Source organism: Bradyrhizobium sp. (genome assembly GCF_030646015.1).
GTDB lineage: Bacteria > Pseudomonadota > Alphaproteobacteria > Rhizobiales > Xanthobacteraceae > Bradyrhizobium.
Map to the genome: position 1 here is coordinate 37,594 of NZ_JAUSLT010000087.1, position 15,239 is coordinate 52,832.

The window sequence follows — 15,239 nt, forward strand, 5'->3', positions numbered from 1 at the left end:
AGAGATGACGCGCTTCGCGCGTCAATCCACCACGATTTTCACGCGGTCCCGCGCCTTCACCTGCGCGTTGGCATCGAGCCCGTTCAGAATCCGGAAGCGCTGGGCCGGACGGTCGACGCCGGACATGCGGTGCGCCAGCGATTCCACGGTGTCGCCGGGCTGCACGGTGATGACCTTGATGCGCAGCGGCCGGGCGGCCTGGATTTCTTCCAGCGTCAGGCGGCGGAATGAGCCGACGGTTTCGCGGGCATTGCGGTCACTCTCGGTGGTCTTCTGTTTCGAGGCAAAGATGAAGCGGTAGACGTCGCTGCCGAAGCGCAGCGCGTAGACCTTGAACTGCCATTGATCGCCGCGCGCGGTGGCGGATGCCGCCGGAAAGCCGTTGATGGTCAATTCCTCCGCCGAGCCCTTCTCGACGTTCTCCATCCAGCCGGAATTGAGATAGTCGGCGAGCGTCTGCTCCGACGGCACCCGCACCACGTCGAAGCGCATTGCCTGGGTGCCGCCCTCGCGCACGCCGATCACGGCCTGTGCGGTATTGTCCAGCGTGAAGGTTTCCGGGGCGGCGAAACTGAAGCCGAGCTTCGGGTGCAGGAAGCGGCGGCCGCGCACAAAACCTTCGCTGGGGTCTTCGCCATAGACGATGTTGTCGATGGCGGCGAGATAGGTTTCGCGGTCGCGTTCGCCGCCCTCCGGCGAGGAAAATTGCCGCGCCGAATTCTGCGCGTTCTGCACCCGCTCGGGCGTCGCCGGATGCGACGACAGGAAATCCTGCGCGCGCGGATCGAGCGAGGTCTTGCCGGCCTTGAGGGCTGCGTTGCGCTCCATCGAGGTCAGGAAGCGCGAGGCGCCATAGGGGTCGAACCTGGCGCGGGCGGAAATGCCGACGCCGATGCCGTCGGCCTCGAACTCCTGGGCGCGCGAAAAGCTCGCCATCGTCAGTTTTGTCTTGGCCAGCGCCAGCGCGGTCAGATCGGGGTCATTGCCCATGTCGGTGACGACGCGGGTGACGACGGCGGCTTGCCGCGCCTGGTCCTCGCGGATCGAGGCGTGTTTTGCCAGCACATGCGCCATCTCGTGTGACAGCACCGAGGACAGTTCCGAGGTGTCGCTGGCGAGCGCGATCAAGCCGCGCGTGACGTAGAGTTGGCCGGTCGGCAGTGCGAAGGCATTGACCGCGCCTGAATTGAGAATGGTCACCTTGTAGGCCTGATCGGGACGATCCGACGCCGCCACCAGGCGGTCGACCGTCCTGCTGATCAGGGCTTCCAGCCGCGGATCGTCATAGGCGCCGCCATAGGAGGAGAGAATGCGTTCATGCTCGCGCTCGGCGGCAGGGGTCTGCGCCACCGTTCGCGCCGGCTTGGCCGCACCGCCCGCCGAAGGCGGGGCGGTGGTGAAGCGGTCGACACCGCCGCAGGCGGAAAGCGTCAGGATTGCGCACAGCAGCGGACCCGCCGCCCAAAGCCGGCGGCCTGTCCCCTTGTCGCGCCGTCCCGCACACCCCGTCACGTTAGTACTCGTATCTGGCCGGCGGGCTAATTCCCACCAAGCATTTCAATCTGCCCCACAAGGAGCACCTCGATTCGCGGGCCACCCCGCGCCTCGACCCAGCCACGGACCCGAATCCGCCTATTCTCCAGGGACTTAAGGGCGATCCCGGCCGCCGCATGCGCCGCCGCCGCCCGCCTTGAAATAGTCACGGCAAAGTCGCGTGTCCAGTTCCGGCCGAAATTCAGGTAAGTCGTTGCCCCGGCCTGCCTGACCGACAAAACCTTGCCCTCGACCAAAGTAAAGCGCCCGATCCCGGCCAAAATATCGCCCGGACTTTCCGCGTTTTTTATGGCTGCCGGATCGGCCCAGGTTCCCCGTTTGGCCCGCCGCGCTTCCGCCTCGGCGGCCAACAGGGTCGCGGCGCAGTCCTTGTCGGTGACATCAGCCGATACCAGCGCCTCGCCTTGCGCCAGCAGCAGGCTTTGCACCGACGCGTCGGAGCCGGCGAGATGGACGAACGCGGGCTGCCGGCCATAGCGGTCGGGGCTGTCGTCATCGCCTGACAACGTCACCTCGCGCCCGGCGATGATGGCAGCCAGCGCCGCTGTCCGGCTGGCCTTCGTGCCGGCGACCGGCTCGATGCCGGCGAGCCTGATCTCGCGGCCGTCCGTTAGCCGAAACGTGCGCGCATCGATCACGGCGGTGACGCGGCCCTCGCCCTGCGGTTCGAATGCGCAGCCCGCCGCGTGAGCCGGGGTGACGGTTGAAAGCAGCCAAGTCAACGCCATGGCCCATCCGGCGCAATGCGCCCGCGTGGCGGTCACCGGTTGCATGACGCTGCCTGGGATCGGATCCATTCCTGTATGCTTGCCGCGATCGACAGATTAACTTTAGCCGAAATCGGTTTGTCGACGAAGGGGGAGACGATGGAAGTCAACGGCATCGCGCATTTTTTTCTCACCGCATCGAATTTCGAACGTTCCCGCGCGTTCTATCGCCAACTGCTGCCGTTTCTCGGGCTGAAGCCGGTGATGGATACCGAGACGACCTATTACTGTGTCGGCGGCCGTACCGCCGTCGGCATCCGCGCACCATCGCCGGAGCATGAAGGCGCAGCCTTCGAGCAAAATCGCGTCGGCCTGCACCATCTCTGCTTCCGCGCTCGCGAACGCGCCGACGTTGACGAACTGCACGCCTTCCTGGGCACGCTCGACGGCGCAAAAATCATCCGCGCGCCGCGCGAGGACCAATGGGCGCCGGGATATTACTCGCTGCTGTTCGAGGATCCCGATGGCATCCGGCTGGAGCTGAACCATGTGCCGGGGAAGGGGTTGTTGGGGTGAGTAGCAACGGGGCGACTAGTTGTTGAGACCGTCATTGCGAGCGCAGCGAAGCAATCCAGCTTTGTCGCAGCAAGTTAGATTGCTTCGTCGCTTCGCTCCTCGCAATGACGGCGTAGCGGCGAGTGCATCCCATTCCATTTTGCGGAAAATGCGTGTGTCCGCAAAGCTCCGCATGACTGCCGCGCCGCCGCGCACCTTGCCGCTGTGCGACGCTTCCGGCATGATTGCGGCAACAGAAGTGAGGCCGCAGCGAATGCGGCCCTTCGCAGGGAGGCCTTTATGCGACGGGTATTTTCAGGCGTTCTCGCATCGGTGCTGGCATTGTCGGCAAGTGCCGCCCTTGCGCAGACAAAACCTCCGCTGAAACTCGGCGGCATCCTCGACATGTCCGGCCTTTATGCCGACATCACCGGGGCGGGCAGCGAGGCTGCAGCGAAGATGGCGGTGGAGGATTTTGGCGGCGAGGTGCTGGGCCGCAAGGTTGAGATCGTCGTCGCCGACCATCTCAACAAGGCCGACGTCTCGGCCAGCCTGGCGCGCGACATGCTCGACAACCAGGGCGTGGAAATGATCTTCGATGTCGCGGCTTCCGCAACTGCGCTTGCCGCGGGTGAGATCGCAAAAGCGCGCAACAAGCTCATCATTTTCAATGGACCGGCCACGGTCGCGCTCACCAATGAGGCGTGCGGCCCCTACACCGTGCACTATACCTACGATACGTATGGGCAGGCCAATGTGACGGGGCTTGCGGCCGTCAAGTCCGGCCTCGACACCTGGTTCTTCCTGACCGCAGACTATGCCTTCGGACAGGCGCTGGAAAAGGACACCACCAATGTGGTGCTGAAGAATGGCGGCAAGGTGCTGGGCAGCGTCCGCCATCCCCTCAATACATCTGATTTCTCGTCCTTCCTGCTACAGGCGCAGGCGTCGAAGGCCAAGGTGATCGGTCTCGCCAATGCCGGCGGCGACACCATCAACGCGATCAAGCAGGCTGCCGAGTTCGGCCTGATGAAGGGCGGGCAGAAGGCTTCGCCGCTGCTCGTCTTCATCACCGATATCGACAGCATCGGCCTTGAAATCGCGCAAAACCTGCTGCTGTCCGAGGCCTTCTACTGGGATCTCAACGATGAGACGCGTGCGTTTTCAAAGCGCTTCACCGAACGCAGGAAACGGCCGCCGACCACGGCCCAGGCCGGCGTGTATTCCTCGGTCCTGCATTACCTGAAGGCGGTGAAGGCCGCCGGCACCACCGATGCGGCGGCTGTGATCAAGGTGATGAAGGAGACGCCGATCAACGACATGTTCGCCAAAAACGGCAAGATCCGCGACGACGGCCGCATGGTGCACGACATGTACCTGTTCGAGGTCAAGAAGCCGTCGGAATCCAAGGGGCGCTGGGACTACTACAAGCTGGTCGGCACGGTTTCCGGCAACGATGCATTCCAGCCGCTGGAGCAGTCGCGCTGCCCGCTGGTGAAGAAATAAGTGCTTTCCTTCGTCGTCCCCGCGAACGCGGGGACCCATACGCCGCGGCCCATCGTTCCGGACGGATGCAGACATCTTTAGAACAACTGATGACCGGGATTATGGGTCCCTGCGTTCGCAGGGACGACGACCACGAAAAACAACCAACAAAGGCACCACCCCATGAACAACGAAATCGTCCTGCAGCATCTCGACCAGGGCCTGCTCACCATCACCATGAACCGGCCGGACCGGCGCAACGCGCTCAATCCCGACATGACGCTGGGGCTGGTGGCGGCGGCGCGGCGCGCGGCGGAGGATCACGAGGTTCGCGCCGTGCTGCTGAAGGGCGCCGGCGGCACCTTCTGCGTCGGTGGCGACGTCAAGTCGATGGCGGAGGGGCGGGCGCCGCTGCCGTTCGAGGCCAAGAAGACCAATCTGCGCCGCGGCATGGAGGTCTCGCGCATCCTGCACGAGATGCAGAAGCCGGTGGTGGCCCAGGTCGATGGCGCCGCCGCCGGCGCCGGGCTGTCGATCGCGCTGGCCTGCGATCTCCGCGTCGCCTCGGCGTCGGTCAAGATCACTACGGCGTTTGCCAAGGTCGGGCTATCCGGCGATTACGGCGGCACCTATTTTCTCACGCAAATGCTGGGCAGCGCCCGCGCCCGCGAGCTCTATCTGATGTCGCCGGTGCTGACAGCGCAGGAAGCCCTCGCGCTCGGCCTGGTGACAAAAGTCGTTCCCGATGCCGAGGTCGAGGCGGCCGCACATGAACTGGCGATGTCGCTGGCGCAAGGGCCGTCGATCACGCTCGGCTATATCAAGAAGAACATCAACAACGCCGAACACATGTCGCTGGAAGCCTGCTTCGACGCGGAAGCCATGCATCACTCGCGCTCGGGCGAGACCGCCGACCACAAGGAAGCGGCGAAAGCCTTCGTCGAGAAGCGCAAGCCCGTGTTTCAGAACCATTGATCGAGGGGGCATGCGATGGCTGGTTTCATGAGGCTGCGGCAGATCTGCCTGGTGGCGCCGGCCATCGAGCCCGTGGTCGGCGATATCGCCGCCATCATGGGGCTGAACATCTGTTACCGCGACGGTAACGTCGCCAAGTACGGGCTGGAAAACGCGCTGCTGCCGGTCGATACGATTCTGCTCGAAGTCGTCGCGCCGTTCCAGCCCGGCACCGCGGCGGGGCGTTTCATCGAGAAGACCGGGGGCCGCGGCGGCTACATGGCGATCTTCTGCTGCGACGATCCCGACGAACGCGGCGCGCATGCCGCGAAAATGGGGGTGCGCACCGCCAATGTCATCGACCACGCGCCCTATCACGGCGTGCAACTGCACCCCCGCGATTGCCGCGCCGCCTTCATCGAATTCAACCACACCGCCGGCAGCGACAATATTCTGGGGCCGTATCCGCCGGCCGGACCGGACTGGCAAAAGTCGATTCGCAAGGACGTGACGAAGGCGCTGACCGGCGTGGAGATGGAAAGCCCGGAGCCCGAGGTGCTGGCCGCGCATTGGGGCAGGATCATCGGGATTCCCATGAGCACGGGCGAAGCCGGCGAGCCGGAGCTGAAGCTGCCCAATGCCAGTTTCCGTTTCGTGGATGGCGCCAGCGACATCATGAGCGGGCTGACGTTCAGGGTGGGTGATGTTGCGAAAGTGCGCGACGCCGCCAAGGCCAGGGGTTATGCCGTGTCGGGCGATTCGTTCGATCTCGGCGGCGTGACGTTCCGGCTGGTGGGGTGAGGCCGTCGGCCTCTCAACGTCATTGCGAGGAGCCCTTGCGACGAAGCAATCCATGTCGCTGCGCAAGGAAAGAATGGATTGCTTCGCTTCGCTCGCAATGACGCTTCGAGAGCGCCGCTTACGTCCGAAGGCCTCGCTCGCTGAACAAAAAGCAAAAAGGACCCTTCCCCCATGCCCCACCCGCTCGACTCTTTCTTCGCGCCCGACAGTATCGCGCTGATCGGCGCGTCGCGCGACCTGGAGAAGATTCCGGGGGGGCTGTTGTCGATGCTGCGCAAGAATGAGTATCCGGGCCGGATCTATCCGATCAATCCCAACTACGGCGATATCGATGGGCTGAAATGCTACAAATCGATATCAGACGTCGGCCAGCCGATCGATCTCGCCATCGTCATCATTCCCGCCCGCGCCGTGCTTGCGGCACTCGAGCAATGCGCAGCGGCCGGCGTGAAAAATGCCGTCATCATTTCCTCCGGATTTGCGGAGGAGGGCGGCGACAGCGCCGCGATGCAGGATGCCATCGTGGCGCTGGCGAAGCGGACGGGGATGCGGATTTCCGGTCCCAACGCCGAAGGCTTCCTGAGCGAGGTGCAGAAAGTCGCGGCGACCTTCAGCCCGACCGTCGATGTCAAGCCGGGCGATGTGCCACTGGTCGCGACCAAACGCCGGGCAGCCATCGTCGCGCAGTCGGGCGGTATCGGCTTTGCCATCAAACATCGCGCGAAAGCGCTTGGCGTGGCGATCAGCTATTGCGTCAGCGCCGGCAATGAATCCGATCTGGGCGCGGGTGAATTCCTCGACTACATGGTGCAGGATGCCTCCACCGACGTGATCCTGCTGTTCATCGAGGGCATCCGCGACGTCGACAAGTTCCTCGCCGCAGCACGCCGCGCGGCGGAGACAGGAAAGCCCGTCATCGTCACGAAGGTCGGCCGCTCCGGCGCCGGCGAGCGCGCCGCCGCCTCGCATACCGCCAGCATGGCCGGCTGGTCCGCTGCCTATGACGCGGTGTTCGCAAAATGCGGCTTTATCGTCTCCAACGATCTCGACGAGGCCGTCACCATCGCGGCGGTGCTCACCACCAACCCGCTGCCGAAGGGCGACCGCGTCGCCGTGCTGACGGTGTCGGGCGGGGCCGGGATCTGGGGCGCAGATACCGTCGCGCTGCAGGGCTTGCAGGTGCCGGAACTGTCGCCGGCGATCCAGACGGAAATCAAGAAGCTGCTGCCGTCCTATGGCGCCGCGGGCAATCCGATCGACGTCACCGCGCAGGGCGTGCACTCCGGCGGCCTGCAGAACAGCATCGACCTGCTCAGCGCGTCCGACGAGGTCGACGCCATCCTGGTCGTGCTGTCGCTGTCGAGCGACACGCGGGTGCCGTTCAGGCAGGCCGAGTTGAGGCCGGTGATATCGGCGCAGCACAAGCCGATCGTGTTCTATTCCTACACGCTGCCGTCGGCCTTCGCGCGCAGCGAGTTCGCGGCCTGCGGCGCCGTGGTGCTGTCGGGACTGACGCATGCCGGCGTCGCGATGCGGCGGATGGTGGAGCGCGCCCGGTTCAAAATGGCGCCAGAGGTCGACACCGCGACGGTGCCGGGGCGCGATCTCTCCGCGCACCTGAAATCCGCGACGCTTTCCGAGCATGACAGCAAGTCGCTGCTGCGCGCGGCCGGCATTGCGGTGCCGGAAGAAGTGCTGGTGACGGAGAAGAGCGGACTCGACGCGGCGGTCGTCCAAGTGGGCTTTCCGCTGGTGGCAAAAATCCAGTCGCGCGACATCCCGCACAAGAGTGAAGTCGGTGGCGTGCGTGTCGGTATCGCGAGCAAGGGCGAGGTGTTTCTGGCCTATGAGGCGTTGCTGAACAACGCGCGGCGGCACCGGCCGGATGCCGATATCCAGGGCGTGCTGGTCGGGCCGATGGCGAACAAGGGCGTCGAGATCATCGTCGGCACCATGCTGGACGCAACGTTCGGCCCGATGATCATGGTCGGCCTCGGCGGCGTCACCACGGAATTGTTTCGCGATGTGGTCTACCGCCCCGCGCCGGTGAGCGCGGTAGAGGCCGGCGCGATGCTGGCGGAGCTGAAGGCAGCACCCCTGCTCAACGGGTTTCGTGGGGCCGCGCAAGCCGACGTGCCCGCGTTGGCGCAATTGATCGCGCAGGTGTCGGTGCTGGCCGCGCAGCAGGCGCGCGAGATTTCCGAGATCGAACTCAACCCGGTGCTGGTGCATCCGGAAGGGCAGGGCGTGACGATCGTGGACGCGCTGGTGGTAAGGAAGAAGTTCTAGCCGCGAGCGCTTACTTCCCTCTCCCCTTGTGGGAGAGGGTGGACGCGATGCGAAGCATCGCGGACGGGTGAGGGGTTTGTATCCACGGCTAGAGACCCCTCATCCGGCGCGCGGACTGCGTCCGCGCCACCTTCTCCCACAAGGGGAGAAGGGAAGTAAGTTTACCGCCCCTTGAAATTCGCCACGCGGCGCTCGGCGGTCGCCTTGACGCCCTCCTTGAAATCCTCGGTGGCGCGCAGGCGACTTTGTTCGGCGAGTTCATGGTTGGTGGCGGCGAGCACGCGGTCGGCGAGGCCGGCGCGCATGGTGGCGCGGGTCGAGAGCAGGCCGAGCGGCGAGCATTCGGCGATCTCGGCGGCGAGCTTCATCGCCTCGGCGCGAACCTGGTCCTGCGGCACGCACACATTGGCGAGGCCCATTTTCGTGGCTTCCTCGCCGGTGACGCGGCGGCTGGTGTAGAAAATCAGCTCGGCGTTGTTCTTGCCGACCAGTTCGGGAAGCGTCGTGGTCAGCCCGAAGCCGGGATGGAAGCCGAGTTTGGTGAAGTTGGCGGAGAACCGCGCTTCCGGGCAGGTGACGCGGAAATCCGCGGATACCGCGAGGCCGAGGCCGCCGCCGATGGCGGCGCCCTGTACGGCGGCGACGATCGGCTTCTTGGCGCGGAAGATGCGCACCGCGTGCAGGTAAAGACTGTTGATCGAACCGAGGCTGTCGGCGGGATCACCCTTCGCATCACCCTTGGCTTCGGCCGCTTCCTGCGCCTGCCGCTTCGGATCGCTGAAATTGGCGCCGGCGCAGAACGCCTTGCCTTGCGCGGCGAGCACCGAGGCGCGGATCTCGATGTCCTTGTCGAATTCCTCCAGCGCGTCGGCGATCTGGTTGATCAGCGAGATGTCGAAGAAGTTCAGCGGCGGCCGCTGGATTTCGATCAGGCCGACGTGGCCGTGCTTCTCGACGCCGATGTCCGTGAATTTTGTCATGTGCTTGTCTCCGAGATGAATGGAAGTCCTGCAACGAAGAAGGTGCGCCCCCTCTCCCCTTGTGGTCGAGACGAGCGAAGCTCGCTCTGAGAGGGCTGGGGTGAGGGGTTACGGTCTATTGATAGGCCGTAACCCCTCACCCGGATTGCATCTGACGATGCAATCCGACCTCTCCAACAAGGGGAGAGGTTTAGAAAGTCAGCGCAGCCCGAGCCCGCGGGCGATGATGCCGCGCAGCACCTCGGTGGTGCCGCCCTGGATGGTCAGTTTCGGCGCGGTCTTGATCGCGAACGACAGCTGGTTCTCCAGCGTCTCGCGGTTGGTGGCGTTCTCCTCGACGAAGGCGGCGAGGTCGCGCACCCGGTGCGGCAATTGCTGTTCCCAGATGGTGCCGATGTCCTTGACGATGGAAGCTTCCACCACGGGCTCCTTGCCGGCCTGCAGCATGCCCGCCACCGACACCGACATCCGCCGCATGGTGTGCAGTTGCGCGACGAGGCGTCCGATGCCTTCGGCGCTGCGGGTGTCCGGCTTGGGCCCGACCGCGCGAACCAGTTCGGTCAGCACGTAGTAGGTTTCGAGAAAGCGCTCCGGCCCGGAGCGTTCATAAGCGAGCTCGGAAGTCGCCTGCTTCCAGGCGCCGTCGATTTCGCCCAGCATATGATCGTCGGGCACGAAGTAGTCGGTAAACACCACCTCGTTGAACTCGAACTGGCCGGTGATCTGGCCGATCGGGTTCACCTGGATGCCCGGCTGCTTCATCTTGACCAGGAATTGCGTCAGCCCGTGGCGGCGGTTTTCTTTCGTCGGCGGCGAGGTACGAAAGATCGCGATCATGTAGTCGGCGATATGCGCCGACGAGGTCCAGATCTTGGTGCCGTTGATCAGGAAGCCGCCGTCGGTCTTGGTCGCCTTGGTCTTGGCGGCGAACAGGTCGGAGCCGGAATTCGGCTCGCTCATGCCGATGGCGAAGCAGACCTCGCCGCGGCAGATCCGCGGCAGGATGTCCATTTTGATATGCTCGGGCGCGTATTTCAAAAGCACCGGGCCGCTCTGGCGGTCGGCGACGAAGAAGCGGCGCGTCGGCGCATTGGCGACGCGCATTTCCTCGGTCACTACGTAGCGCTCCAGAAATGAGCGCTCGTGGCCGCCATATTTCTTCGGCCAGGTCATGCCGAGCCAGCCGCGCTCGCCGACTCTGCGGGAAAATTCCGGCGCGTCGGTGTCCTCGCGGTTGGGCTGGTGCGGATCGAAAGTGCCGGCGGCAATTTCGTCGGCGAGAAACTGGCGTACTTCCTTGCGCAACTGCTCGCATTCGGGCGGCAGGCGGATCGGATCGAAACGGAGGGCTGCGGTCATGTTCTGGTCCCGGATGTTCTCTTCACCCTCCCCTGGAGGGGGAGGGTCGCTCGCGTAGCGAGCGGGGTGGGGTGACGGTCTCTCATCGCGAACAGTGCCGGGGTTGAGAGATCACCCCACCCCGTCTCGCATCTTGCGATGCGAGCCGACCCTCCCCCTCCAGGGGAGGGTAAGGGCTGCGTCGTTTTGAGTTTACATCTCTCATCGACATCCCTCAGCGCGACGCTACCAGCGGCCATAGTTCGTCGGCGCCGCGGTCGGCGACCAGTTTGCCGAGTTCGACCGCCCAATAGCTTTCCGAACCGAAATCGTCGCGCCAGGCCAGCGCGCGCAGGGAGTAGCGGTGCAGGATGTGCTCGACGGTAAAACCGATCGCGCCGTGCACCTGGTGGGCGATCGCGGCGCCTTTCTCGGCAGCTTCCGAACAGCGGATTTTGGCCGAGGCCGCTTCGAGGAAGAAGGCGTCGTCGAACGAGGTGCTGTTGGCGATGGCGTCCGCCGCCGAAGTCGCGGCTGCCAACGCGGCTGCCGACTCGCCGGCGAGCTTTGCCAGATTGTGCTGCACCGCCTGGAATTTCGAGATTTTCTTCTCGAAGGCGACGCGCTCGTTGGAATAGCGCACGCTGATGTCCAGCATCGATTCCAGCGCGCCGGCGATCTGCAGGCTGCGCGCCACGCCGCCCATCAGCATCAGGGCGGTCTGGTCAAAGCCCTTCGGCGCCGGTTTGGTCGTGATCGGCGCCACATTGCTGAATGTCACGGTGTCGCTGGCGTCGCCACCGAGTCCGAGCCCTGCCTCGATCCGCACGGCGGCGGCATCGACCAGCGCGATCGACAAGCCGCTGGCACCGCTTGCAAGGACGGCAATATGTTTGGCGGCCTTGGCGAAAGGCACGCCACGGGCGCGGCCTGACAAGGTGCCGTCGGCGTTGAGCGTGATGCGATCCCGAGGGCTCGCGGGCGCCACCGTCATCTCGCCCTCGGGGGAGGCGATCTTCGCCTGCGCCAGCAGCCATCCCGCCAGCATGGTCTCGGCCAGCGGCACGGCAAGCGCAAAGCGCCCGGCCGAACTCAGCACGCTAAAACCTTCGGCGAGGCTGGCGCCGGAGCCGCCCAAATCGTCAGGCACCCAGGACAGCGGCAGGCCGGATTCGGTCAGCGCCTGCCACAGCGGCGCTTTCCAGCTGCCGTTCTTGTCGCTGTTGATGGTCTGGGCGTCGGCGAGATCCGCGAAAATCTTCTCGGCGGTCTCGGCAACGATGTTCTCACTCTCCGCCACAGCGTTCCCCATTTTGAATTGGCACCGCGCCCGGCAGTTCCGCCGGACCCTGAGTGCGATCTTTTCTTGCACCGCATGATGAGGAAAAGCCACTGCTAAGACAAGCGCCTGCCGCAGGGCCGCCTGCGGGGCCGGCATGCAGCAATGGTTGCCGAGCCATGAATTCCGCCCAGTGGAGTTTGGCGGATTTGCGGGCATTTGCCCGCGCGATGTGGTAGATCGCGGCCCGGATCGAATAATCAAGAAAAGGAAGTTTCGGATGTCGAAGGATGGTTTGTGCGCAGTCGTCACCGGTTCGGCGTCCGGCCTGGGGGCCGCGACCGCGGCCATTCTGGCCAAGGGCGGCGCGCGCATAGTGGTCAATTATTCCTCCAGTGCTGGGGAAGCCGAGGCCACCGCCGATCTCTGCCGTGCCGCCGGCGCCGAAGTGGTGGTGGTGCAGGGCGACGTCTCCCGCGACGAGGACTGCAAGAAGATCGTCGCGGCCGCGGCGCCCTGGGGACGGATCGATGCGCTGATCAACAATGCCGGGATTACCAAGCATGTCCCGCATGCCGATCTCGACGGTCTGTCGGCGGAGGATTTTCAGCGGCTGTTCGGCGTCAATACCATCGGACCGTTCCAAATGGTCCGCGCAGCGCGGGGCCTGCTGGAGGCCGGCGCCAAGGCCTCGGGCCGGGCGTCATCAGTCGTCAACATCTCGTCGGTCGCCGGCATCAGCGGCGTCGGCTCGTCCATTGCCTATGCCGCCAGCAAGGGCGCGCTCAACACAATCACCTATTCGCTGGCGCGCGCGCTGGCGCCGCTGATCCGCGTCAACACGGTATGCCCCGGCTATATCGACACGCCCTGGTTCACCAAGGGCCGCGGCGAGGCGGGCGCCAAGGCGGTGCGTGACAGCGTGATCGCGCGGGTGCCGCTCAAGGTCGCCTCATCGGCGGAAGATATCGCGCAGCTGGTGTGCTTCCTGGCGACGCCCGCCTCGAGCAACATGACCGGCGAGGTCGTGCGAATGGATGCGGGGCTGCATCTGATTACGTGAGGATATCGAAAAAGTAGGGTGGGCAAAGGCGCCCTTGCGCCGTGCCCACCAGATTTTCCAAATGCGACATGTGTCGGTGGGCACGCTTACGCTTTGCCCACCCTACGACACGGTCACCTATTGCCGGGATCCGAAATCATCCGGCTCGCCACCAGCCGGTTCCAGATGAACAGCACCACCACCGCGCCGATGGTCGCGGTGATGAAGCCGGCGCCCTGGTCCGGGCCGTAATGGCCGATGGCCTGGCCGATGAAGGTCGCCAGAAACGCGCCGGCGATGCCGAGCACGGTGGTCAGGATGAAGCCGCCCGGTGTGTTTGGGCCCGGCGACAGCCATCGCGCGATGAGGCCGGCGACAAAGCCGACCAGAATGATCCAGAGGATGCCGCTCATTTGTATCGTCCTTTTCCAGAATGCAGGCTGGCAGGCGCGGCCTGCGTCAGATCCATTTCGACAATTCGCTTTCGGTCGGCAGCCGTCCGTCCGGCGTCAACTGGTCGATGACGCCGGGCAATTGCTGGCTCAGTCCATCAAGCAACTCGTCGCGCGATAGACCCGTTTGCGACGTCAGCGCATTGATCTGATCGACGCCCAAGGCCTTGCCGAGATCGCCGGGCGCAATCGACTTGTTCTCGCCCTTGCCGACCCATGAATCCGCCACCTCGCCCTGGCCGTGCTGCTGGAATTGCTTGAGCAGGTCGCCGAGCCCGCCCGAGATCACGGTGCCGGCGGCAGCGCCCCCGAGCAGACCGCCGAGGCCGCCCTTCAGCAGGTCACCGAGACCGCCGCCCATGCCGCCGCCGGGCAGCCCGGCATTGACGGTGTTGGGTGAGGGCGCCGGCGCGGGAGCAGTCTGCGGTTTGCCGCCGCCGCCGATGTGCTTGACCGCCTTGTAGGCCAGCAACGCCAGGATCGCCATGGTGATGGGCGACATTCCGCCCTTGCCGCCCTTGTCCTGCGCGTTCGGATTGCTCGGGCCGCGCGGGCCGTTCTGCATGCCGTTGAGTACGTCGAGTAAACCCATTGTCGTCTCCTGCCGCGTACCAGCCCCGCGACAAACATAACGGCGCGCCATGACGGTTACAAGGCGCGGGGCCGGCGGCGGCGGCGCGCTCGCAGAGCGACGCGGCATCGCAGACGAAAATCTGCTATTTGAACGAGAGCTGAACGAGGGCGGGGCGCGATGACGGCAGACAGGTTGATCGGCATCGCCGGGGCCGGCAGCATCGGCTGCTTTGTCGGTGGCATGCTGGCGGCGGGCGGCCGCCAGGTCGCCCTGCTGGCGCGGCCCCGCGTGATCGCCGAGATCGAAAGCAACGGACTGCGGCTGACAAGCTTCGAAGGCCTCGACCGCAGGATTGCGGCGGACCAGCTGACGCTGTCGGAAAATCCGTCGATTTTTGACGATGCCGGCGTGGTGCTGGTGACGGTCAAGAGCGCCGATACCGCCGAGATCGCCGGCGTTATCGCGAGGCACGCGCCGCATGATGCGGTCATCGTGTCCCTGCAGAACGGCGTCGGCAATGTCGGCGTGCTGCGCGAGCGATTGCCGGGGCGGATCGTGCTCGGCGGCATGGTGCCGTTCAACGTCGTCTCCGTGGGCCAGGGCCGGTTCCACCGCTCCACCTCGGGCGACATCGTGATCGAAGCGGATGAGGCCGCCACCGCGGAGCGGCTGTCGGTGCCGGGGCTGAAGCTGCGCGCCACGCAAGACATTTCAGGCGTGCAATGGGGCAAGCTGCTGGTCAATCTCAACAACGCGCTCAACGCGCTGGCCGGCCTGCCGCTGCGCCGGCAGCTGGCGCTCAGGACATGGCGCAGGCTGTTCGCCGACCAGATGGCGGAGGGACTGGCGGCGCTCAAGGCCGAAGGCATCAAGCCGGTGTCGTCGACGCCGGTGCCGGCGAACTGGACGCCGCATCTGCTGCGGCTGCCGGACGGCATTTTCAATGCCGTGCTGGGGCGAACGATGAAGATCGATCCGGAGGCGCGCTCGTCGATGTGGGAAGACCTGCAGCGCGGACGGGCCACCGAAATCGATTATCTGCAGGGCGTCATCACTGAAATCGCCGACCGCCACGGGCTGCAGGTGCCGCTGTCGCGCCGCATCGTGGCGCTGATCCGGAATGCGGAACAAGCCGGCAAGGGCTCGCCGGGACTGACGCCGGAGCAGATCCGCGATGCGCCGCTACCTTGAGACGTGTGGATGATCGCTCCACACGTCGTCCCCGCGAA

14 protein-coding genes are annotated in these 15,239 nt (G+C 65.1%); 7 read left to right on the forward strand and 7 right to left on the reverse strand.

Features of this window, described 5'->3' with window-relative positions:
- Positions 1–21 precede the first annotated feature (21 nt).
- Together Q7T45_RS13360 and Q7T45_RS13365 are read right to left on the reverse strand one after the other, a co-directional pair.
- On the reverse strand, positions 22–1,512 hold the full coding sequence (locus Q7T45_RS13360) for a M48 family metalloprotease (protein WP_304871395.1): 1,491 nt from the start codon (positions 1,510–1,512) through the stop codon (positions 22–24).
- A 26-nt stretch (positions 1,513–1,538) separates the two neighbouring features.
- Positions 1,539–2,282 carry a thermonuclease family protein gene (locus Q7T45_RS13365; RefSeq protein ID WP_304871397.1) on the reverse strand — a complete coding sequence of 248 codons (744 nt, stop codon included), beginning with the start codon at positions 2,280–2,282 and terminating at the stop codon, positions 1,539–1,541.
- 75 nt (positions 2,283–2,357) lie between these two features.
- Between Q7T45_RS13365 and Q7T45_RS13370 the strand changes: the two genes are divergently transcribed.
- From Q7T45_RS13370 to Q7T45_RS13390, 5 genes are all read left to right on the forward strand, one after another.
- Positions 2,358–2,837 (forward strand): VOC family protein, encoded by a 480-nt coding sequence (locus tag Q7T45_RS13370; RefSeq protein WP_304871399.1) that lies wholly within the window; start codon positions 2,358–2,360, stop codon positions 2,835–2,837.
- A 279-nt stretch (positions 2,838–3,116) separates the two neighbouring features.
- Positions 3,117–4,322, forward strand: coding sequence for an ABC transporter substrate-binding protein (locus Q7T45_RS13375; protein WP_304871401.1), 1,206 nt, complete (start codon positions 3,117–3,119; stop codon positions 4,320–4,322).
- 162 nt (positions 4,323–4,484) lie between these two features.
- Positions 4,485–5,276: an enoyl-CoA hydratase gene (locus Q7T45_RS13380; protein ID WP_304871402.1), complete on the forward strand. Its 792-nt coding sequence runs from the start codon at positions 4,485–4,487 to the stop codon at positions 5,274–5,276.
- Between the two features lie 15 nt (positions 5,277–5,291).
- Positions 5,292–6,056, forward strand: coding sequence for a hypothetical protein (locus Q7T45_RS13385; RefSeq protein ID WP_304871404.1), 765 nt, complete (start codon positions 5,292–5,294; stop codon positions 6,054–6,056).
- A gap of 171 nt (positions 6,057–6,227) precedes the next feature.
- Positions 6,228–8,345, forward strand: a complete 2,118-nt coding sequence (locus Q7T45_RS13390) for an acetate--CoA ligase family protein (RefSeq protein WP_304871406.1) — start codon at positions 6,228–6,230, stop codon at positions 8,343–8,345.
- A 161-nt stretch (positions 8,346–8,506) separates the two neighbouring features.
- On the opposite strand, the gene Q7T45_RS13395 is transcribed toward Q7T45_RS13390, so the two are convergent.
- From Q7T45_RS13395 to Q7T45_RS13405, 3 genes are all read right to left on the reverse strand, one after another.
- Positions 8,507–9,325, reverse strand: coding sequence for an enoyl-CoA hydratase/isomerase family protein (locus Q7T45_RS13395; RefSeq protein WP_304871407.1), 819 nt, complete (start codon positions 9,323–9,325; stop codon positions 8,507–8,509).
- A 198-nt stretch (positions 9,326–9,523) separates the two neighbouring features.
- Positions 9,524–10,684: an acyl-CoA dehydrogenase family protein gene (locus Q7T45_RS13400; protein WP_304871409.1), complete on the reverse strand. Its 1,161-nt coding sequence runs from the start codon at positions 10,682–10,684 to the stop codon at positions 9,524–9,526.
- A 214-nt stretch (positions 10,685–10,898) separates the two neighbouring features.
- The gene (locus Q7T45_RS13405; protein WP_304871410.1) at positions 10,899–11,963 is read right to left on the reverse strand and encodes an acyl-CoA dehydrogenase family protein; all 1,065 of its coding nucleotides are present in this window, start codon (positions 11,961–11,963) and stop codon (positions 10,899–10,901) included.
- A gap of 259 nt (positions 11,964–12,222) precedes the next feature.
- Here Q7T45_RS13405 and Q7T45_RS13410 point away from each other — a divergent pair, with 259 nt between their 5' ends.
- Positions 12,223–13,005: an SDR family NAD(P)-dependent oxidoreductase gene (locus tag Q7T45_RS13410; RefSeq protein ID WP_304871411.1), complete on the forward strand. Its 783-nt coding sequence runs from the start codon at positions 12,223–12,225 to the stop codon at positions 13,003–13,005.
- A gap of 113 nt (positions 13,006–13,118) precedes the next feature.
- Here Q7T45_RS13410 and Q7T45_RS13415 read toward each other — a convergent pair whose 3' ends face one another.
- Together Q7T45_RS13415 and Q7T45_RS13420 are read right to left on the reverse strand one after the other, a co-directional pair.
- The gene (locus Q7T45_RS13415) at positions 13,119–13,397 is read right to left on the reverse strand and encodes a GlsB/YeaQ/YmgE family stress response membrane protein (RefSeq protein ID WP_304871412.1); all 279 of its coding nucleotides are present in this window, start codon (positions 13,395–13,397) and stop codon (positions 13,119–13,121) included.
- 46 nt (positions 13,398–13,443) lie between these two features.
- A complete protein-coding gene (locus Q7T45_RS13420; RefSeq protein ID WP_304871413.1) occupies positions 13,444–14,028 on the reverse strand; it encodes a YidB family protein in 585 nt (194 codons plus the stop codon).
- 159 nt (positions 14,029–14,187) lie between these two features.
- Between Q7T45_RS13420 and Q7T45_RS13425 the strand changes: the two genes are divergently transcribed.
- A complete protein-coding gene (locus Q7T45_RS13425; RefSeq protein ID WP_304871415.1) occupies positions 14,188–15,201 on the forward strand; it encodes a 2-dehydropantoate 2-reductase in 1,014 nt (337 codons plus the stop codon).
- Positions 15,202–15,239 lie beyond the last annotated feature (38 nt).